Raw genomic sequence first — 19,056 nt, forward strand, 5'->3', positions numbered from 1 at the left:
TCAGTCGGCGCGCACGGGCGCGAAGTCTTGCCGGCCGAAGGGGCTGGGCACGTAGCCTTCGACGCCCGACCGCTCAAGCACCGTGACGGTCGGGTGAGCCAGCGGCACCCACAGGGCCTGGTCGGCGATCAGTGCCTGGGCCTTCTGGTACAGCGCCGAGCGCTTGGCTTGATCAGTGGTCGCCTTGCCCTGGCTGATGAGCTTGTCCAGCTCCGGGCTGCAGTAACGGGCAAAGTTGGTACCCGACTGCACCGCCGCGCAACTGAACTGGGGGCTGAGGAAGTTATCAGGGTCGCCATTGTCACCCGACCAGCCCATGAACAGCAGGTCGTGTTCTCCGGCCTTGCCGCGGCGGATCAGCTCGCCCCATTCCAGTACGCGGATCTCGGCCTTGATGCCCACCTTGGCCAGATCCGCCTGCAGCATCTGCGCGCCCAGGGCCGGGTTAGGGTTGAGCAGGCTGCCCGTCGGGCGGGTCCAGATCGTGGTGCTGAAGCCATCCTTGAGGCCGGCCTTGGCGAGCAGCGCGCGAGCTTTGTCGGGCGCGTAGGCGTAGTGCGTGGCGCTCTTGTCGTAGCTCCAGGTGGTAGGCGGGTAGATCCCGTCCGCTTTGTCGGCGGTGCCTTCGAACACCGCCTTGAGGTAGCTGGTCTTATCGAAGGCCAGATTGATAGCTTGGCGCACCTCTGGCTTGTCCAGGGGGGGGTGTTGGGTATTGAGCGCCACGAAAGCGGTCATGAAGGCCGGCGTCTTCACCGTTTTGAGGTTGCTGTCCTGGGCAGCGACGGCGATGTCCTGGGGCTTGGGCGACAATGCGATCTGGCATTCACCCGCCTTGAGCCGTTGCAGGCGCACGGTTGGGTCCGTGGTGATGGCAAAGATCAGCGGGTCTGAGGCAGGCTTGCCGGCAAAGTAGTCGGGGTTGGCCTTGTAGCGAATCACCGCGTCTTTCTGATACCGGCCGAACACGAACGGGCCGGTGCCGATGGGCTGGGTGTTGAGCTTCTCGGGCGTGCCAGCCTTGAGCAGCTGAGCCTGATATTCAGCCGAGTAGATGGACGCAAAGCCCATGCTCAGCGTTGCCAGGAAGGTGGCCTCAGGGTGGTTGAGAGTAAAACGCACCGTCATCGGGTCCGGCGCGTCGATGGCCTTGATCAGCGCCGGAAGCTGCATAGACTGCGCGTGCGGGTAACCGCTCTGGGCCACCTTATGCCAGGGGTTGGCTGGGTCGAGCATGCGCTGGAAGCTCTGTAGCACGTCACTGGCATCAAGCGTACGCGTGGGTTTGAAATACGGCGTGGTGTGAAATTTCACGCCGGGGTGCAGCTTGAAGGTGTACTGCAGGCCATCGGGGGAAACCGCCCAGCTGTCGGCCAGGCTCGGGACCACCTTGCCGGCTTTGGCGTCGAACTCTACCAGGCGGTTCATCAGCACGTCCGCCGAGGCGTTGGTGGTGGTCAGGGAGTTGTACTGCACCACATCGAAGCCCTCGGGGCTGGCTTCGGTGCACACGCTAAGGGGCTTGGCCTGGACGGCGAAGGGAAGCATGAAGCAGGCCAGCAGCAGCGGCTTGATCGCGAGACGCATGGGTCGGTTCCTTGGCTATGAGATAACGGCCATCTGCCTGTGCAGTCTGGTAAAGGCTCTACCCTAGAGCCGTGGGCGGCGGCCTGTCACGAAAACTTTGTATGCAAGCCTCGACGAGCGGTCATTTGAGCGCAGCGCCCATGGGCATGGACCGCGCGGCACCCTGGTAAGTTTTCAGCGGTGGGCGCTGTTGTTGTGCGCCCGCCTTTCTGGTATAAAGCAGCGCTCTTTTCCGGGGTCATGGCGTTCGCACAGGTGGCGAGCCCTCTTCAGCGCCCCGGATTACGGCGCCTTGGCGCCAATGACTAGAGATTAAGCGGCCAACCCATGCCGGGTTGGGCATGTGGTTTAGAGGGCTGAGGCATGTCGAGAGTCTGTCAAGTTACCGGTAAGGGTCCGGTAACCGGGAACAACATTTCCCACGCAAACAACAAAACCCGTCGTCGTTTCCTGCCGAACCTGCAGCATCACCGCTTCTGGGTCGAGTCCGAGAAGCGTTTCGTGCGTCTGCGCGTTTCCGCAAAAGGCATGCGCATCATCGACAAGCGCGGCATCGAAGCCGTTCTGGTTGACCTGCGTCGCGCTGGTCAGAAGGTTTAAGGGAGAGAATCATGCGTGAATTGATCCGTCTGGTGTCGAGCGCTGGTACTGGCCACTTCTACACCACCGACAAGAACAAACGTACTACCCCCGACAAGATCGAAATCAAGAAGTACGATCCGGTCGTTCGTAAGCACGTGATCTACAAGGAAGCCAAGATCAAGTAATGGTCTTGTTTCCCAAGAAAAAACCGCTCCCAGGAGCGGTTTTTTCGTTTCAGGCCAGCGTCAGGCGAAGACGAACCCGAGGATCCTGCCCTGATCATCCGCCTGGATGTGAATGCGCTGTGGGTCGAATTCCCGGGTGCTGATTTCGCCTGGGCCTACCACGCGCAGGCGCCCAGTCAGGGCGCTGATGGTCGCCTTGGTGTGCGAGGTGTAGACAGTGCCGACCAGGTGCGCCAGCGTGGTGCGGACAGCATCGTTGTTCATGTGAACCTCCTTGTGCATGAATGCCCTGCCCAACTAGGCCGGGCAAGGTCAGATGCTCAAGCAGGAGCGGGCCCTTCGAGGAAGACTTATTGCTCACGGGCCTCGAACAGCACGTAAACCTTGCGACAGGCTTCCAGCACTTCCCAACTGCCACGAAACCCCGCCGGAATCACGAAGCGATCACCTGCTCGCACCGTGCGTGCATTGCCGTCTGTATCACGGATCACCGACACGCCTTGGGTGATCTCGCAGTATTCGTGTTCGGTGTAATTGACCAGCCATTTGCCACACTCGCCTTCCCAAACGCCGGCGTGAAATTGCGCGCATGGGCTGGAGTAGTGGTTGTACACCGTTTGCGCTGGCTGGCCGGCCAGCACCTTCTCCTGCGCCGGGGTATAGCGCTCGGCGGCGGGCGTAGAAGCGGCAAAATCCACGATGGCATCGATGTTCATGGTCAGGGCTCTAGAGTGTTTAATAAAAAATACGCTTATGGATAAATTCTGGCTCTTTGTCAAAAATATTGAAAATCGCCATGGCCGTGCAAGCGGGTGATCGTCTAAGCTGTACGGGCCTCTTTCCACCGCAGCCTGCCTTTCGGCGGCCCGCGCTTTCATCACAGGAGACCTCCATGACCACCCTGACCCGTTCCGATTGGGAGCAGCGCGCTCTGACCCTGAAGATCGAAGGCCGCGCCTTCATCGACGGCCAGTACACCGATGCGGCAGACAAAGCCGTGTTCGATTGCCTGAGCCCCATCGATGGTCGCCTCTTGGCCAAGGTGGCCAGCTGTGACCTGGCCGATGCCAACCGCGCCGTGGAAAATGCCCGCAAGGTATTCGATTCAGGTGTGTGGTCGCGCCTGGCGCCGGCCAAACGCAAGGCTACGCTGATTCGCTTCGCCGCGCTGATCAGTGAGCATGCCGAGGAGCTGGCGCTGCTCGAGACCCTGGACATGGGCAAACCGATCAGCGACTCGTTGAACATCGATGTGGCAGGCTCGGCCAATGCCCTGGCCTGGAGCGGCGAGGCGATCGACAAGCTCTACGACGAAGTTGCCGCGACGCCCCACGATCAGCTGGGCCTGGTCACGCGCGAGCCGGTAGGCGTGGTCGCTGCCATCGTACCGTGGAACTTCCCGCTGATGATGGCCAGCTGGAAGCTTGGGCCGGCGCTGGCTACTGGCAACTCGGTGGTGCTCAAACCTTCTGAAAAATCCCCCCTCACCGCGTTGCGTGTGGCGCAACTGGCGATCGAGGCCGGCATTCCCAAAGGCGTGCTCAACGTGCTGCCCGGCTACGGCCACACGGTAGGCAAGGCCTTGGCCCTGCACATGGACGTCGATACGGTGGTATTCACGGGCTCCAGCAAGATCGCCAAGCAACTGATGGTGTATGCAGGTGAATCGAACATGAAGCGGGTGTGGCTGGAGGCCGGCGGCAAGAGCCCCAACATCGTGTTTGCCGACGCTCCTGACCTGCAGGCGGCTGCCGAAGCCGCTGCCAGCGCCATCGCCTTCAACCAGGGTGAGGTGTGCACCGCAGGCTCACGGCTCTTGGTAGAGCGCTCGATCAAGGCGCGTTTCCTGCCGATGGTGGTCGAAGCGTTGCAGGCCTGGAAGCCAGGCAACCCACTGGACCCTGCCACGAACGTAGGTGCCTTGGTAGACGGCCAGCAGATGAACACGGTGCTTGGCTATATCGATGCCGGTCACAGCGAAGGTGCCAAGCTGGTGGTCGGCGGCAAGCGCATCATGGAAGACACCGGCGGTACCTACGTGGAGCCGACCATCTTCGACGGCGTAACCAATGCCATGCGCATCGCCAAGGAAGAGATTTTCGGCCCGGTGTTGTCGGTATTGGAGTTCGACACCGCCGAAGAAGCCGTGGCGATTGCCAACGACACGCCTTATGGCCTGGCAGCGGCCGTGTGGAGCGCTGACATTTCCAAGGCTCACCTCACCGCCAAGGCCCTGCGCGCAGGCAGCGTTTGGGTGAACCAGTACGATGGCGGTGACATGACCGCACCGTTCGGTGGGTTCAAGCAATCGGGCAATGGCCGCGACAAATCGCTGCACGCGTTCGACAAATACACCGAGCTCAAGGCGACCTGGATCAAGCTCTGACTCACACGCAATGCGCGGCCCTCGGCTCGCGCCGAGGGACTGGCGATGCGCTGGGGGACTTATTTCGCGGTATTGGCATCGGTGCTCAGTGTCGGGCTGGCGCTGGGCATGAGCATGCCGCTGGTATCGCTACGGCTCCAGGCCTGGGGCTACGGCGCCTTCGCCATCGGGGTGATGGCTGCCATGCCTGCGGTGGGTGTGCTGCTGGGAGCTTCGCTGTCCAGCCGCCTGGCCGCCTGGGTCGGCACGGCCCGGCTGATGCGCTACTGCCTGGTGGGCGGTGCGGTGTCCATCGCGCTGCTGGCATTGCTGCCGAGCTACCCGCTGTGGGTAGTGCTGCGACTGATGCTGGGCAGCATTCTCACGCTGGTGTTCATCCTCGGTGAAAGCTGGATCAACCAACTGGTGGTCGAGCAGTGGCGCGGCCGGCTGGTCGCGCTGTATGGCTGCAGCTATGCCCTGAGCCAGTTGGCCGGCCCCTTATTGCTGGGGGCTATCGGCACCGGCCACGACTATGGCTTCTGGCTGGCCACTACCTTGCTGCTGGTCGCTCCGGTACTGCTGGCTGGCCGCAGCGGCGCCCCCTCAGCAGAGGCCACCCGTGTGACCTTTGGCCAGCTGGCGCGCTTTTGCCAGCGCCTGCCCAGCATCGCCTGGGCCATTGCGTTGTTTGCAGGGTTCGAAGCACTGATTCTTACGCTGCTGCCGGTTTACTGCCTGCAACAGGGGTATTCAACGCAGATCGCACTGTACATGGTCAGCGCCGTGGTGCTGGGCGATGCGTTCCTGCAGTTGCCCATCGGCGCGCTGGCCGATCGCATGTCGCGGGGAGGCCTGTTCATGGGGTGCGCGGTCATGCTGACGCTGTCGAGCCTGATCATCCCGCTGGCCATCCATCACTGGTCGATCTGGCCACTGTGGGTGGTGTTCGGTGCCAGCGCAGGCGGCCTGTTCACCTTGGCGTTGGTGCTGATTGGCGAGCGCTTTCGCGACGATGAGCTGGTGCGCGCAAACGCACATGTGGCTCAGTTGTGGGGCCTGGGTTGTCTGCTCGGCCCCTTGTTGGCCGGTGCCGGCAGCCAATGGCTGACGGGCCATGCGCTGCCGTGGATGATGGCCGCAGGCGCAGCCATTCTGGTGGTGCTGAGCCGAGTGAACGCTACAGCATTCGCTCCAGCCCGACCGCCTTGCTGACCCAGGCGTTGAAGCTTCGCCACCAGCCGCCAGGCTCTTTGGTCAACGTGTGCAGCTGGCCTCCGTCTTCGGTCACCCATACCAGTTGCCCGTTCGCCAGCTTCACCTGATAGCTCAGGGTAGGCGACATCCCTTGCAGCGCCAGCGCCCGTGCTTCGTGCGCCAGCTGCGGGCTGTCTACCATCACGCCCACCTCGGTGTTCCACAGCACCGAACGTGGGTCGAAGTTGAACGAGCCGAGAAACACTTTGCGCTGGTCCAGGATAATCGCTTTGGTATGCAGGCTCGAGTCGGAGCTGCCGTGCAGCCGGTAGCTGAACTTGCCTTCGTCACCCGGCTGCCGCCGCAGCTCGTAGAGCTTGACCCCATGTTCGAGCAGCGCCTTGCGATACGGCGCGTAGCCGCCATGCACGGCGGGCACATCGGTAGCCTCCAGCGAATTGGTGAGCAGGCTGACGCGCACGCCGGCATCAGCGCGCCCGGTCAGGTACAGAAGGCCGGTTTCGCGGGGCACAAAGTAGGCAGAGACCAGCACCAGCTCCTGGTTCACTTTCAGCAGTTCAGGCGCCAACTGGGTGGTAAGCAACAGATGAGGATCAGGCTCGCCACGCGACAGAATCTTGCTCGGCGCATCCCACAGCACCTGAGCGTTGGCCCATATCAGTTGCTCGCGCCACTGGTCGAGCAGGGGCCGTTGCTGCCAGGCCATCAGCCGGTCATAAAGCGCCTTGCGCTTGACCTGCGCTTGCTTGAGCGACACCTGCAAGTCGGTACGCAGCCGTGCCAGCGCCTTGCTGCTGGAGGGCGCCCCGTAAACCTCGCCAATCGGCCGGCTGAGGCGGCTGTTCCAGTACTGGTCGAAGCTGTAGCCCAGTTGCTGGGCTACAGGGCCGGTGCCCAGCAGGTCCATGTCGGTGAAGTTCAGGTTCGGCTCGGCGTCGAAGTACTCGTCGCCGATGTTACGACCGCCCACTACAGCGGCGCTGTCATCGGCGATCATCAGTTTGTTGTGCATGCGCCGGTGTTGGGTCGACAGGTTCATCAAGCGGCCCAGGCCGCGGGTCATGCCGTTGGCGCGGCCCAGGTGCAGTGGGTTGAACAGCCGCACTTCGACGCCCGGATGGCTGGCCAGGGCTGCCAGCAGGTCATCCAGGCCGTCGCTGGTGGTGTCGTCGAGCAGGATGCGCACGCGCACCCCCCGGTCGGCTGCGGCCAAGAGCTCGTTGAGCAGCGCCCGGGTGCTGAGGCCGTCATGCACGATGTAGTACTGCAGGTCGATGCTGCGCTGAGCGTTATGGATGAGCTCGGCACGCGCACCGAAGGCGTCGCCACTGCGCGGCAGCAGGTGAAAGCCCGACTGGCCGCCATGTGCCTGGCTCTGGGCCATGATCTGGCGCCCCAGCCCCGAGCTTTGGGCGGGCAACATCTCGCTGGGCTGGCGCGGGCCGTAATGTACGGAACAGCCGGCCAGGGCTGTGAACAGCAGCAAAAGCAGGGCAAATCGTTTCAAGAGATATGATCCGGGGCCGGGCAAATTGGCTATGTGACAATACGGCCGGGCACAAGTTACCCCGCCGGGGTTTGGCCAAGAAGGCCGCATGCGGTTTCGCCTACCAGCCGTACGGCGGCCTCCAGCTGGGCGCTGGGCTTGGCCGCGTAATTCATGCGCAGGCAGTTGCGGTATTTACCCGCGGCCGAAAAGATATTGCCCACGGCAATGTGCACGCCCTTGGGCTTTACCCGCTCGTTGAGCTCGACGCTGTCGAAGGGCTCAGGCAGCTCGATCCACAGCATGAAGCCCCCTTTGGGGCGAGTCACCCGGGCGCTGGCTGGAAAATAGCGGCGTACCCATTCGGTCATTTCGTCGCGGCTGCGCTGGTATTGCGTGCGCATCCGCCGAAGATGTGGCTCATAGTGGCCGGCGCTGACGAAATCGGCGATCGCCAGTTGCGGCTGGGTAGCGGTGCAGCCGCTGCCGATGTACTTCATGTGCGTCACCTGCTCCTGATAGCGCCCAGGCACTACCCAACCCACCCGCAAGCCCGGCGCCAGCGTCTTGGAGAACGAGCTGCACATCAGCACCCGGCCATCCTGGTCGAACGCCTTGATCGCCTTGGGCCGCGGGTAGTCATAGGCAAGGTCGCCGTACACATCATCTTCGATGATTGCCACGTCGTAGCGCTGTGCCAGGCTCACCAGCTCCCGCTTACGGGGTTCGGGCATGATGTAGCCGAATGGGTTGTTGCAGTTGGGGTTGAGCTGGATAGCCTTGATCGGCCATTGCTCCAGTGCCAGCTCCAATGCCTCCAGGCTGATGCCGGTGAGCGGGTCGGTCGGTATTTCCAGCGCCTTGAGGCCCAGGCCCTGGAGGGTCTGCATGGAGCCGTAGAAGCTCGGGGAGTCAACCGCCACGATGTCTCCTGGCTGGCAAATTGCGCGCACACTGCACGACAGCGCTTCATGGCAGCCAGCGGTAATCAGCACCTCCTCAGGGCTGACTCGGCAACCGGCGTCCACCAGCAGGCGCGCCACTTGCTCGCGCAAGGCTTCGGTGCCATAGAGCGTGTCGTAATACAGGCCGGGCATGTCCTGCCGCCTGCTCAGGCGAGCAAGGCTGCGCAGCAATGGCTTGAGCGTAGGGCTGGAGATGTCGGGCAACCCACGGCCCAGTTGCACCACGTGCTTGCCAGGGGGCTGCCGCACCAGCTCGACCACTTGGTCCCATTGCGAGATATCCACAGGCCGCTGAGTAGCCTTGCTGATCGATGGCAGCGATGGCAGGGACCGGCTGGCTGTCACGAAATAGCCCGATTTCGGCCGCGGCTCTGCCAAGCCGTCGTCTTCGAGTATGCGGTAGGCCTGCTGCACGGTACTCAGGCTCACGCCGTGCTCCACGCTCAGGGAACGCACCGAGGGTAAACGGTCGCCTGGGCGATACAGCCCCTGCTCGATACGTTCGCGCAACACCTGCGCCAGTTTGGCATACAGCGTCATCGGACGAGCCCCCTGCAGCAATACAGATACATTCGTTAATGGCCGTACAGAGCCACCGCTTCGTTATCTGTATGCTAAATAATGTGTTTTTGTGAGTCTGTATCCAGTTGGGCGCAAAAGGCATGCTTTTTCTCCATACAGATCCGTGTGTAGGAGACGACCATGCCCAGTGCCGACGATGTCGCTTTACCCAGGCCACCCCTGGCGGTAGAGCGAGCCCGCCCCAGTGAACCTCAGCCGCGGCTGCCTTACTGCAGCCGCTTCGCACTGTACGTGTTCCGCTGGCGCAGCCGCCGCCAGTTGCTCGAACTGAGCGACGGTGAGCTCAAGGACCTTGGGCTGACCCGTGCAGATGCTCTGGGCGAAGCCAGCAAGCCGTTCTGGCTGGGCTAGCCCAAGGACTTGAAGCGGTGCCAGAGCATGCCCAGCGCCAGCAGTGGGGAGCGCAGGTAACGCCCGCCGGGGAAGGTCATGTGCGGCACCTTGGCGAACAGCTCGAAGCCGCCACCCTCCAGCCCGCAGATCGCCTCGGCGAGCAGTTTGCCGGCCAGGTGCGTGGCGTTCACGCCATGGCCAGCATAGGCCTGTGCGTAGTGCACGTTGGGGTGGTCGCTCAGGCTCCCGATCTGTGGCAGGCGGTTGGCGCCGATGCCGATCATCCCGGCCCAGTGGTAGTCGATCCGGGTGTTGGCCAGCTGCGGAAACACCTGCAGCATTTTCGGTCGCATGTAGGCGGCGATATCTTTGGGGTCGCGCCCGGAGTAGTGGCAGGCGCCACCGAACAACAGGCGGTTGTCGGCTGAGAGCCTGAAATAATCGACAGTCAGCTTCTGGTCGCACATGGCGGTGTTTTGCGGTAGCAGCCGATGGGCCAGCTCAGCGGGTAGGCGTTCGGTGGCAATGATGTAGCTGCCGGCGGGCAGCACCTTGCCCGCAAGGCGGGGTTCCAGCCCCCCCAGGTAGGCGTTGCAAGCGATCACCAGGTGGCTGGCCTGAACGCTGCCGTGCGCCGTGCGCACCCGTACGCGTGGGCCATGGTCGATCGCGACCACCGCCGATTGCTCGAACAGCCTGGCACCCAGCTGCTGCGCCAGCGCTGCCTCGCCCAATGCCAGCTTGAGCGGGTGCAGGTGCCCGGAGCCCATGTCCAGCATCGCCCCCGCATAGCCTTGTGCGTCGATCACGGTGTGCAGCTCCTGCTGGGGGATCAGCCGCACTTCATGGCGATAGCCCAGGCTACGCAGTTCGCATTGGTCGGTGGCGAACCCCTCGTATTCGCGGGGCTTGTTGGCAAGGTCGCAGTAACCCCAGGCCAGGTCGCAGTCGATGCCGTGGCGTTGCACCCGCTCGCGCACGATCTCCACGGCCTCAAGGCCCATCTGCTTGAGGGCCAGCACGCCCTCGGCCCCCAGGATGTTGTGGAACTGCTCGACGTCATGGCCCACGCCGCGGATCAGTTGGCCCCCGTTGCGCCCGCTGGCGCCCCAGCCAATGCGCCGGCCCTCTAGCAGAACCACGCTCATGCCGCGCTCGGCCAGCTCAATGGCGGTATTCAAGCCGCTGAAGCCGCCACCGATGATGCACACGTCGGCTTGAATGTCTTCGCTGAGCGCTGGCCAGGTGGGGGCCTGGCCGATGCTGGCTGCATAGTAGGAGGCGGTGTGCTCAGTGGCGGCCATGGGGCGTCCTGGGTGTTTGGAAAATTTAACGCAGGATAAGCGCGAGGCCGTGCCCAGGCAACGGGTCAGTCCGGAACGGGCAGGTTCAGGCTCTCCTTGACCTCTTCCATCACGATGTAACTTTTGGATTCACGCACATGCGGCAGCTTCAGCAGGATGTCGCCCAGCAATTTGCGGTAGGAAGCCATCTCGGAGATCCGCGCTTTGACCAGATAGTCGAAGTCGCCCGACACCAGGTGGCATTCCAACACATGCGGCAGCCTCAGCACCGCGCGGCGGAAGTCGTCAAAGGTGTCGCCAGACTTGTAATCCAGGCTGATCTCGACGAACACCAGCAAGCTGGCCTTGAGCTGCTGTGGGTTGAGGCGGGCGTGATAGCCCATGATGATCCCCTCTCGCTCCAGGCGCCGCACGCGCTCGGTACAGGGTGTGGTGGACAAGCCAACCTTTTCCCCCAGCTCCGTGAATGACAGCCGCCCGTCTGCCTGCAACAGGCGCAGAATATTGCGATCGATCTTGTCCAGTTCGCGCTTGCTCTGATGCTGGGTGCGCACAGGCGATGCCCCTCCGTTGAAGCGGTTTTTGCCGAGAATTATCGCCAAATATAACCAGCTATACAGTGAAAAGCACTGGCTGGGGCTTTCTATACTGCGGCCATTGAACGTTTCGAACCAATTGGCCAGGCGGTGCGGCCGCCACAGGGGTAATCATGCGTATTCTGGTGCTGGGCAGCGGTGTGATTGGTGTCACCAGTGCGTACTACCTGGCCCGGGAGGGCCACGAGGTGGTGGTAGTCGACCGCCAGCCCGATGTCGCTCTGGAAACCAGCTTTGCCAATGCCGGCCAGGTGTCCCCGGGTTACGCCTCGCCCTGGGCCGCGCCAGGCATTCCTTTCAAAGCCATCAAGTGGCTGATGCAGCGCCACGCGCCGCTTGCGATAAAGGCCACTGGCGACCTCGAACAGTATCGCTGGATGGCGCAGATGATGCGCAACTGCACGGCCAGCCGCTACGCCGTCAACAAGGAGCGCATGGTGCGGCTGTCCGAGTACAGCCGTGACTGCCTCGACGAACTGCGGGCCGATACCGGTATCAGCTACGAAGGCCGTAGCCTGGGCACCACCCAGCTGTTCCGCACCCAGGCGCAGCTGGACAACGCCGCCAAAGACATCGATGTGCTCAAGCGTGAGGGCGTGCCTTACGAAGTGCTCGACCGAGCTGGCATCGCCCGCGTCGAGCCTGCCCTGGCGGCCACCGGTGACCTGCTGGCCGGCGCACTGCGCCTGCCGAACGACCAGACCGGCGACTGCCAGATGTTCACCGTTCGGCTGGCCGAGATGTGCCGGCAGATGGGCGTCGAATTCCGCTTCGGGCAGACCATCCAGCGGCTGGACTTCGCGGGCGACCGCATCAATGGTGTGCTCATTGACGGCAAGCTGGAAACCGCCGATCGCTACGTGTTGGCGCTGGGCAGCTATTCGCCGCAATTGCTCAAGCCGCTGGGTATCCGCGCGCCGGTGTACCCGCTCAAGGGTTACTCGATGACCATTCCGATCGTCGATGGCAGCATGGCACCGACCTCGACCATCCTCGACGAAACCTACAAGGTGGCCATCACCCGTTTCGATAACCGCATTCGCATCGGCGGCATGGCCGAAATTTCCGGCTACGACCTGTCGCTGAACCCACGCCGGCGCGAAACGCTGGAGATGATCATCAACGACCTTTATCCTCGCGGCGGCAACCTGCAGGAGGCGACGTTCTGGACCGGCCTGCGGCCGACCACCCCGGATGGCACGCCCATCGTGGGGGCCACCCCTTACCGCAACCTGTTCCTCAACACCGGGCACGGCACGCTCGGCTGGACCATGGCCTGCGGCTCAGGCCGCCTGCTCGCTGACCTGATGGCCCGCAAGAAGCCCCAGATCAGCGCCGAAGGCCTCGACATTTTCCGCTACGGCAAGCACAAGGAGACCGTAAAGCATGCCCATTCAGCGCCAGCACACCAATAAGCGCATGAGCGAAATCGTTGTACACAACAGCACCGTGTACCTCGCCGGCCAGGTCAGCAACGACGAAGACGTCGGCATCGAAGAGCAGACCCGCCAGACCCTGGCCAACATCGAGCGCCTGCTGGAAGCGGCCGGCACCGACAAGACCCACCTGCTGTCGGTGACCATCTACTTGCGCGACATCGACCGCAACTTCGCGGGGATGAACCGCGTGTGGGACCAGTGGCTGCCCGAAGGCACCGCCCCGGCGCGGGCGACCGTGGAAGCCAAGCTGTGCGAGCCGTGGATCCTCGTCGAAATGTCGGTAACCGCTGCCATCAAGTAACCAGCGCTGCGCCGCCCCCCACTCAGGTGCCGGGCGGCAGGCACTGCCGCACTCCCCCGAATACGAAGCACCTAGAAGACCCGCCATGCGCCCAGCCCGTGCCCTGATCGACCTGCAAGCCCTGCGTGACAACTACCGCTATGCCCGTGAGCTGGCCGGCTCCCGTGCCTTGGCGGTGATCAAGGCCGATGCCTACGGCCACGGCGCGGTGCGCTGCGCACAGGCGCTGGAAGCCGAGGCGGATGGCTTCGCCGTGGCCTGCATCGAAGAGGCCTTGGAGCTTCGGGGTGCGGGTATCGATGCACCGATCCTGCTGCTGGAGGGGTTTTTTGAAGCCAGCGAGTTGCCGCTTATCGTCGAGCACCGCCTGTGGTGCGTGGTTCACTCCTTGTGGCAAGTGGAGGCCATTGAGCAGGCAACCCTGCCCCAGCCGATTCGGGTGTGGCTGAAGCTGGATTCGGGCATGCATCGCGTCGGCGTTCAGCCGCGTGACTACGCCAGTGCCCACCGGCGCCTGCTCGCCAGTGGCAAGGTCGATGGCCTAGTGATGATGACTCACTTCGCGCGGGCCGATGAGCCGGCGGCCCCGGCAACCGCCGAGCAGCTAGCAGTGTTTCAGGCAGCCACCGAAGGCCTGGGCGGCGAAGTGAGCCTGCGCAATTCCCCCGCCGTGCTGGCCTGGCCGCAGGTGCCCAGTGACTGGGTGCGGCCCGGGATCATGCTCTATGGCGCCACGCCCTTTGAAGGCGAGCAGGCGCAGGCAAGCCGGCTCAAACCCGTGATGACGCTGTCATCGAAGGTGATTTGCGTACAGGAGCTGGCAGCCGGCGAGCCGGTCGGCTATGGCGCCAAATTCATCACCGACCGGCCCATGCGCGTGGGGGTGGTCGCCATGGGCTATGCCGACGGCTACCCGCGCCATGCCCCCACCGGAACGCCCGTATGGGTGGCCGGTAAACCGAGCCGCCTTGTTGGCCGCGTGTCGATGGATATGCTTTGCATTGACCTGACCGATATACCTGCCGCAGGCGTCGGCAGCCCGGTCGAGCTCTGGGGCCGCAATGTGCTGGCCAGTGATGTGGCGGCGGCGGCGGGCACCATTCCCTATCAGATCTTCTGCAACTTGAGGCGCGTTCCGCTGACCTGGCAGGGGTAGCGCGCTACCTGCTCCTGGTGGGCTGTGTTGTAAATACTGAACAGGGTTGCCATGATACCGGCCAATGACCATAAGAAGCCGGTGTAGTGAGGAGGCAACCCCAGTGGACGTCGGTGAGCGGCTGCAAGCGATTCGCAGGATAAAAGGCCTGTCCCAGCGTGAGCTCGCCAAACGTGCCGGGGTCACCAACAGCACCATTTCCATGATCGAAAAAAACAGCGTCAGCCCCTCGATCAGCTCGCTTCGCAAGGTGCTGAGCGGCATTCCAATGTCGATGGTGGAGTTCTTTTCAGAGGAAGTGGTTGCGCACAATTCGACGCAGATCGTCTACAAAGCCGACGAGCTGATCGACATTTCCGACGGGGCCGTCACCATGAAGCTGGTAGGCCGAGCCCACAGCGGCCGAGCCATTTCCTTCCTGACCGAAACCTACCCGCCGGGTGCCGATACCGGTGCCGACATGCTTGCCCATGACGGCGAAGAGACCGGCATCCTCATCGAAGGCCGCCTGGAGCTGACCGTAGGCCTTGAGACCTTCGTGCTGGAAGTCGGTGACAGCTATTACTTCGAAAGCACCCGCCCGCACCGTTTCCGCAACCCCTTCTCGCAGCCGGCGCGGTTGATCAGCGCTGCCACACCGGCCAACTTCTAGGCTGTTTCACCCGCAGCCGCAGGGCGCCTTGAACATCCGGGCCGGCCCTTCTGTCCAAGCGACATCCCCGCCCGAAAGGAGTCACCCAGGTGGCCAGGTGCTCGATCGATCATGCCGTAGACCAGGTACTGGAACGCCTGCCCGCGCACATTCGCATGGGCCTGCCATTGGGCCTGGGCAAGCCCAACCGTTTCGTCAATGCCCTCTATGCGCGCCTTCGTGGCCTGCCGGAGCGCCAATTGACAATCTACACCGCGCTGGTGCTGGGCCGGCCTGCGCTGGGTGAGGGGCTCCAGCGGCGTTTTCTCGAACCCTTCGTGGAGGCGGTGTACGGCAGCTACCCGGAGTTGGACTTTCTCGCTGACCTGCGGGCCGACAACCTGCCACCCAACGTGAGCGTCGAGCAGTTCTTCATGCAGCCAGGCGGCTTGCTGGGCAGCGCCAGCGCGCAGCAGTACTACGTGAGCAGCAACTACAGCCATGCTGCGCGCGATATCAATGCTCAGGGCCTGAACCTGGTTGCGCAGCTGGTCGCTGAACACAGCGAGCGGCCCGGGCAGCTCAGCCTGAGCTGCAACCCCGATATCACCCTCGACCTGCTGCCCATGCTCGCCAAACGCCGCGCCCAAGGTGAAACCATCGTGGTACTGGGGCAGGTACATGAAGCGCTTCCCTATATGCCGGGCCCTTGCGAACTGAGCGAGGAGGCCTTCGACGTGTTGATCGATGAACCGGAGCGCAGCACCTTGTTCTCCACGCCTAACATGCCGGTGGGCACTCAGGACCATCTGATCGGGCTGTACGCCAGCACGTTAGTGCGAGATGGCGGCACCCTGCAGATCGGTATCGGTTCGATGGGCGATGCGCTCACCGCCGCGCTGCTGGCTCGGCAAGCCAACAGCAGTGAATACCAGGCCGCCCTTGGGGCGCTGCAACTGGAACCGGTGCAAGGGCTCATCGCGCACCAAGGCGGCACGGCCCCCTTCGCCCAAGGGCTCTATGGCTGCAGCGAAATGTTCGTCAATGGCCTGCTGGTGCTGGCCGAAGCAGGTGTGCTGCGCCGCCGTGTGCATGCCGACCAGGCCACGCAAGACCGCGCCAACTCAGGCGAAACGGTGGCCGGGGGGGCGTTGGTGCACGGCGGGTTTTTCCTCGGCCCCCGGCGCTTCTACGAGCGCCTGCAGGAGATGCCGCTGGCCCTGCGCGGGCAATTCGAAATGACCGCGATCAGCTTCATCAACGAGCTGTACGGGCAGGAAGCGCTCAAACGCTCGCAACGCCAGCATGCACGTTTCGTGAACACGGCGATGAAGGTGACGCTGTTGGGCGCAGCAGTGTCGGACCAGCTCGACAATGGCACCGTGGTCAGCGGCGTGGGGGGGCAGTACAACTTCGTCGCCCAGGCCCATGCCCTGGAGGATGCCCGCTCTGTACTGGTGCTGCGCAGCTGGCGGGAGCAGGGCGGGGCAGTGAGTTCCAATATCGTCTGGGACCACCCGCAGTGCACCATTCCCCGGCATTTGCGCGATATCGTGGTCACGGAGTACGGCATCGCCGACCTGCGCGGTAAAACCGATGCGCAGGTGGCCGAAGCCTTGATCAACGTCGCCGATTCACGCTTTCAGCCCGCGTTGATCGACCAGGCCCAGATGGCTGGCAAGCTGCCCCGGGATTTCAGGCTCGACCCTCGTTACGCGGAAAACAACCTGGAGCGCCTGGAGGCCATACGTGAGGCGCACCCGCAGCTGTTTCCAGAGTATCCGCTGGGTAGCGACTTCTCGGCGATCGAGCGGGACCTGGTGCGTGCGCTGGCGTGGCTGGAAGGCAAAAGCCACCTTACCGAGCTGCTGGAACTGGGCAAGGCCGCGCTCGATGCACCGCAGCCAGAGCTGTTCCCCGAGCACTTGGCGCGGATGCAGTTGAGCAGCCCACAAGGGCTTCGAGAAGAGTTGCACCAGCGGCTGTTGCTCGCAGCCCTGCACGCAACCCAGCCAGCCGAGCCGCTGGTGTTCCTGACCCGCTAGCGCTGCACCGCGCCCGGCGAGCCGCACCGGCAGCTTCAACGCTTGAGCATGGCCCGAATGTCCGCAAGCGCCGTGTTCCCCCGCGCGGCCTTCACCTCCACCGGCGCGTCTTCCTGGCCCTCCCAGGCCAGGTCGTCCGGTGGCAGCTCGTCGAGGAAACGGCTGGGCAGGCAATCGATGATCTCGCCGTACTGCTTGCGCTTGGCGGCGAAGGTGAACGCCAGGGTCTGCCGCGCGCGGGTGATGCCCACGTAGGCGAGGCGGCGTTCTTCTTCGATGGTGTCGGCTTCGATGCTGGAGCGGTGCGGCAGGATCTCCTCTTCCATGCCCAGGATGAACACGTAGGGAAACTCCAGGCCTTTTGAGGCGTGCAGCGTCATCATCTGCACACCGTCGGCGCCTTCTTCTTCCTCCTGCTGGCGCTCGAGCATGTCGCGCAGCACCAGCTTGCCGATGGCATCCTCGATGGTCATTTCACCGTCTTCGTCCTTCTCCAGCGTGTTCTTCAGGGCGTCGATCAGGAACCACACGTTGCTGATGCGGTAATCGGCGGCCTTGTCGCTGGAGCTGTTGCTGCGAATCCAGTTCTCGTAGTCGATGTCCATGATCATGCTGCGCAGCGCCTGGATCGGCTCCTCCAGCGCTACCTGCTCACGCACTTTGTCCATCCAGCGCTTGAAGCGCTGCAGGCGCTCGACGAAGCGCGCATCCAGATGCTGTGCCAGGCCCATCTCATCGCAGGCGCCATACATCGACACCTGGCGCTCGGTCGAATAGTTGCCCAGCTTCTCGAGGGTGGCCGAGCCGATTTCCCGGCGCGGCACGTTGATGACCCGCAGGAACGCGTTGTCGTCGTCGGGGTTCACCAGCAGGCGCAGGTAGGACATCAGGTCCTTCACCTCCTGACGAGCGAAGAAGCTGGTCCCGCCGGAAAGGCGATACGGTACCTGGTGGTGCTGCAGCTTCAGCTCGATCAACTTGGCCTGGTAGTTGCCGCGGTAGAGGATCGCGAAGTCTTTGTAGGGGCGGTCAGTGCGCAGGTGCAGGGTGAGAATCTCCATCGCCACACGCTCGGCTTCGGCCTCTTCGTTCTTGCAGCGGATCACGCGGATCTCGTCCCCGTGGCCCATCTCGCTCCACAGCTGCTTCTCGAACGCATGGGGGTTGTTGGCGATCAGCGTGTTGGCGCAGCGCAGGATGCGGCTGGTGGAGCGGTAGTTCTGCTCGAGCATCACCACTTTCAGGGAGGGGTAGTCTTCCTTGAGCAGCATGAGGTTTTCAGGGCGCGCACCCCGCCAGGCGTAGATCGACTGGTCATCATCGCCCACCACCGTGAACTGGTTGCGCAGGCCGATCAGCATCTTCACCAGCAGGTACTGGCTGGCGTTGGTGTCCTGGTATTCGTCCACCAACAGGTAGCGCACGCGGTTCTGCCAGCGCTCCAGCACATCGGCGTGCTCTTGGAACAGCTTGACCGGCTGCAGGATCAGGTCGTCGAAGTCCACGGCATTGAACGCGCGCAAGGTGCGCTGGTAGTGCGCATACACGATGGCCGCGGTTTGCTCGCGCGGGTTGCGAGCTTCGGCCAAGGCCTGCTCGGGCAGGATCAGGTCGTTTTTCCAGGCGCCGATCATGTTCTTGATCTCGTCCACGCCGTCGTCGCCTGAATACTCCTTCTGCATGATGTCCGAAAGCAGGCTCTTGATGTCGGACTCATCGAAGATCGAAAAGCCGGGCTTGTAACCCAGCCGCTCGTGCTCCTTGCGAATGATGTTCAGGCCCAGGTTGTGAAAGGTGCACACCGTCAGCCCGCGCCCTTCACCTGCGCGCAGCAGGGTACCCACGCGCTCTTTCATCTCGCGGGCCGCCTTGTTGGTGAAGGTCATGGCCACGATGTACTGGGCGCGGATGCCGCATTGCTGGATCAGGTGGGCGATCTTGCGGGTGATCACGCTGGTTTTGCCGGAGCCGGCGCCGGCGAGCACCAGCAGCGGGCCGCCGACGTAGTTCACGGCTTCCTGCTGCCGGGGGTTGAGTCGGGACATGGGCACATTCGGGGAAGAGAAAAGGCCGCGCATTTTAGCAGGCCCGGCGGCGATTGCCGCGTTTGCCTGACGTAGCGCAAAAGATCCTGTAACAAAATTTGCCGTATTTCTCACTTTCCATCAGGATGCGGGCGGATGCATTTGTTCCGACTGGAATTTTTTACTGGTTCGCTTAACGTAAACCATTATCATTATTGCGCTTTCGCCCCAGCTTACGCTCGTTCGACTCTTAAGGA

Annotated in this window: 18 protein-coding genes; 10 read left to right on the forward strand and 8 right to left on the reverse strand. The window is 63.1% G+C overall.

The window, feature by feature from the left end:
• Positions 1–1,587, reverse strand: coding sequence for an ABC transporter substrate-binding protein (locus F474_RS10410; protein ID WP_097084338.1), 1,587 nt, complete (start codon positions 1,585–1,587; stop codon positions 1–3).
• A gap of 363 nt (positions 1,588–1,950) precedes the next feature.
• On the opposite strand from F474_RS10410, the gene rpmB reads away from it, so the two are divergent.
• Positions 1,951–2,187 (forward strand): 50S ribosomal protein L28, encoded by a 237-nt coding sequence (gene rpmB / locus F474_RS10415; protein WP_097084339.1) that lies wholly within the window; start codon positions 1,951–1,953, stop codon positions 2,185–2,187.
• An 11-nt stretch (positions 2,188–2,198) separates the two neighbouring features.
• Positions 2,199–2,354 carry a 50S ribosomal protein L33 gene (gene rpmG / locus F474_RS10420; protein ID WP_012703270.1) on the forward strand — a complete coding sequence of 52 codons (156 nt, stop codon included), beginning with the start codon at positions 2,199–2,201 and terminating at the stop codon, positions 2,352–2,354.
• 60 nt (positions 2,355–2,414) lie between these two features.
• Here the strand turns inward: rpmG and F474_RS10425 are convergent, their stop codons facing one another.
• Both F474_RS10425 and F474_RS10430 read right to left on the reverse strand, forming a co-directional pair.
• Positions 2,415–2,618 (reverse strand): I78 family peptidase inhibitor, encoded by a 204-nt coding sequence (locus tag F474_RS10425; RefSeq protein WP_097084340.1) that lies wholly within the window; start codon positions 2,616–2,618, stop codon positions 2,415–2,417.
• A gap of 86 nt (positions 2,619–2,704) precedes the next feature.
• Complete coding sequence (locus F474_RS10430) at positions 2,705–3,070, reverse strand: cupin domain-containing protein (protein WP_097084341.1); 366 nt, start codon at positions 3,068–3,070, stop codon at positions 2,705–2,707.
• A gap of 176 nt (positions 3,071–3,246) precedes the next feature.
• On the opposite strand from F474_RS10430, the gene F474_RS10435 reads away from it, so the two are divergent.
• Positions 3,247–4,740, forward strand: coding sequence for an aldehyde dehydrogenase (locus F474_RS10435; protein ID WP_097084342.1), 1,494 nt, complete (start codon positions 3,247–3,249; stop codon positions 4,738–4,740).
• A 45-nt stretch (positions 4,741–4,785) separates the two neighbouring features.
• Positions 4,786–5,934: an MFS transporter gene (locus F474_RS10440; RefSeq protein ID WP_097084343.1), complete on the forward strand. Its 1,149-nt coding sequence runs from the start codon at positions 4,786–4,788 to the stop codon at positions 5,932–5,934.
• Here F474_RS10440 and F474_RS10445 read toward each other — a convergent pair.
• Together F474_RS10445 and F474_RS10450 are read right to left on the reverse strand one after the other, a co-directional pair.
• Positions 5,900–7,444: a phospholipase D family protein gene (locus F474_RS10445; protein WP_256577701.1), complete on the reverse strand. Its 1,545-nt coding sequence runs from the start codon at positions 7,442–7,444 to the stop codon at positions 5,900–5,902. The genes F474_RS10440 and F474_RS10445 overlap by 35 nt on opposite strands.
• Positions 7,445–7,500: 56 nt before the next feature.
• The gene (locus tag F474_RS10450; RefSeq protein ID WP_097084345.1) at positions 7,501–8,928 is read right to left on the reverse strand and encodes a PLP-dependent aminotransferase family protein; all 1,428 of its coding nucleotides are present in this window, start codon (positions 8,926–8,928) and stop codon (positions 7,501–7,503) included.
• Between the two features lie 162 nt (positions 8,929–9,090).
• Here F474_RS10450 and F474_RS10455 point away from each other — a divergent pair, with 162 nt between their 5' ends.
• The gene (locus tag F474_RS10455) at positions 9,091–9,321 is read left to right on the forward strand and encodes a DUF1127 domain-containing protein (protein WP_097084346.1); all 231 of its coding nucleotides are present in this window, start codon (positions 9,091–9,093) and stop codon (positions 9,319–9,321) included.
• On the opposite strand, the gene F474_RS10460 is transcribed toward F474_RS10455, so the two are convergent.
• Complete coding sequence (locus F474_RS10460) at positions 9,318–10,607, reverse strand: FAD-binding oxidoreductase (protein WP_097084347.1); 1,290 nt, start codon at positions 10,605–10,607, stop codon at positions 9,318–9,320. The two genes, F474_RS10455 and F474_RS10460, sit on opposite strands and share 4 nt — an antisense overlap.
• A 65-nt stretch (positions 10,608–10,672) precedes the next feature.
• Entirely contained in the window at positions 10,673–11,161 is a 489-nt protein-coding gene (locus F474_RS10465; RefSeq protein ID WP_097084348.1) for an Lrp/AsnC ligand binding domain-containing protein, read from the reverse strand.
• 155 nt (positions 11,162–11,316) lie between these two features.
• Here F474_RS10465 and dadA point away from each other — a divergent pair, with 155 nt between their 5' ends.
• The 5 genes from dadA to F474_RS10490 all read left to right on the forward strand — a co-directional run bounded on the left by dadA (position 11,317) and on the right by F474_RS10490 (position 16,775).
• Positions 11,317–12,618, forward strand: coding sequence for a D-amino acid dehydrogenase (dadA, locus tag F474_RS10470; protein ID WP_097084349.1), 1,302 nt, complete (start codon positions 11,317–11,319; stop codon positions 12,616–12,618).
• The gene (locus F474_RS10475; RefSeq protein ID WP_097084350.1) at positions 12,590–12,943 is read left to right on the forward strand and encodes a RidA family protein; all 354 of its coding nucleotides are present in this window, start codon (positions 12,590–12,592) and stop codon (positions 12,941–12,943) included. Before dadA ends, F474_RS10475 begins: the two co-directional genes overlap by 29 nt.
• A gap of 85 nt (positions 12,944–13,028) precedes the next feature.
• Positions 13,029–14,099: an alanine racemase gene (alr, locus tag F474_RS10480; RefSeq protein WP_097084351.1), complete on the forward strand. Its 1,071-nt coding sequence runs from the start codon at positions 13,029–13,031 to the stop codon at positions 14,097–14,099.
• Between the two features lie 103 nt (positions 14,100–14,202).
• Entirely contained in the window at positions 14,203–14,751 is a 549-nt protein-coding gene (locus F474_RS10485; RefSeq protein ID WP_165830301.1) for a cupin domain-containing protein, read from the forward strand.
• A 155-nt stretch (positions 14,752–14,906) separates the two neighbouring features.
• Complete coding sequence (locus tag F474_RS10490) at positions 14,907–16,775, forward strand: acetyl-CoA hydrolase/transferase C-terminal domain-containing protein (protein ID WP_097084767.1); 1,869 nt, start codon at positions 14,907–14,909, stop codon at positions 16,773–16,775.
• Positions 16,776–16,810: 35 nt separating this feature from the next.
• Here F474_RS10490 and rep read toward each other — a convergent pair whose 3' ends face one another.
• Positions 16,811–18,820: a DNA helicase Rep gene (gene rep, locus F474_RS10495; RefSeq protein ID WP_097084353.1), complete on the reverse strand. Its 2,010-nt coding sequence runs from the start codon at positions 18,818–18,820 to the stop codon at positions 16,811–16,813.
• Positions 18,821–19,056 lie beyond the last annotated feature (236 nt).

Origin of the sequence: Pseudomonas sp. URIL14HWK12:I12 (assembly GCF_003097135.1) — a bacterium.
Lineage (GTDB): Bacteria > Pseudomonadota > Gammaproteobacteria > Pseudomonadales > Pseudomonadaceae > Aquipseudomonas.

Excerpts from the sequence above, each read along its gene's own strand:
- F474_RS10455 (WP_097084346.1), top strand. The coding sequence starts at position 9,091 with ATGCCCAGTGCCGACGATGTCGCTTTACCCAGGCCACCCCTGGCGGTA.
- rep (WP_097084353.1), bottom strand. The coding sequence starts at position 18,820 with ATGTCCCGACTCAACCCCCGGCAGCAGGAAGCCGTGAACTACGTCGGC.
- F474_RS10430 (WP_097084341.1), bottom strand. The coding sequence starts at position 3,070 with ATGAACATCGATGCCATCGTGGATTTTGCCGCTTCTACGCCCGCCGCC.
- F474_RS10410 (WP_097084338.1), bottom strand. The coding sequence starts at position 1,587 with ATGCGTCTCGCGATCAAGCCGCTGCTGCTGGCCTGCTTCATGCTTCCC.
- F474_RS10475 (WP_097084350.1), top strand. The coding sequence starts at position 12,590 with ATGCCCATTCAGCGCCAGCACACCAATAAGCGCATGAGCGAAATCGTT.
- dadA (WP_097084349.1), top strand. The coding sequence starts at position 11,317 with ATGCGTATTCTGGTGCTGGGCAGCGGTGTGATTGGTGTCACCAGTGCG.
- F474_RS10435 (WP_097084342.1), top strand. The coding sequence starts at position 3,247 with ATGACCACCCTGACCCGTTCCGATTGGGAGCAGCGCGCTCTGACCCTG.
- alr (WP_097084351.1), top strand. The coding sequence starts at position 13,029 with ATGCGCCCAGCCCGTGCCCTGATCGACCTGCAAGCCCTGCGTGACAAC.
- F474_RS10450 (WP_097084345.1), bottom strand. The coding sequence starts at position 8,928 with ATGACGCTGTATGCCAAACTGGCGCAGGTGTTGCGCGAACGTATCGAG.
- F474_RS10425 (WP_097084340.1), bottom strand. The coding sequence starts at position 2,618 with ATGAACAACGATGCTGTCCGCACCACGCTGGCGCACCTGGTCGGCACT.
- rpmG (WP_012703270.1), top strand. The coding sequence starts at position 2,199 with ATGCGTGAATTGATCCGTCTGGTGTCGAGCGCTGGTACTGGCCACTTC.
- F474_RS10440 (WP_097084343.1), top strand. The coding sequence starts at position 4,786 with ATGCGCTGGGGGACTTATTTCGCGGTATTGGCATCGGTGCTCAGTGTC.
- F474_RS10460 (WP_097084347.1), bottom strand. The coding sequence starts at position 10,607 with ATGGCCGCCACTGAGCACACCGCCTCCTACTATGCAGCCAGCATCGGC.
- F474_RS10490 (WP_097084767.1), top strand. The coding sequence starts at position 14,907 with ATGGGCCTGCCATTGGGCCTGGGCAAGCCCAACCGTTTCGTCAATGCC.
- rpmB (WP_097084339.1), top strand. The coding sequence starts at position 1,951 with ATGTCGAGAGTCTGTCAAGTTACCGGTAAGGGTCCGGTAACCGGGAAC.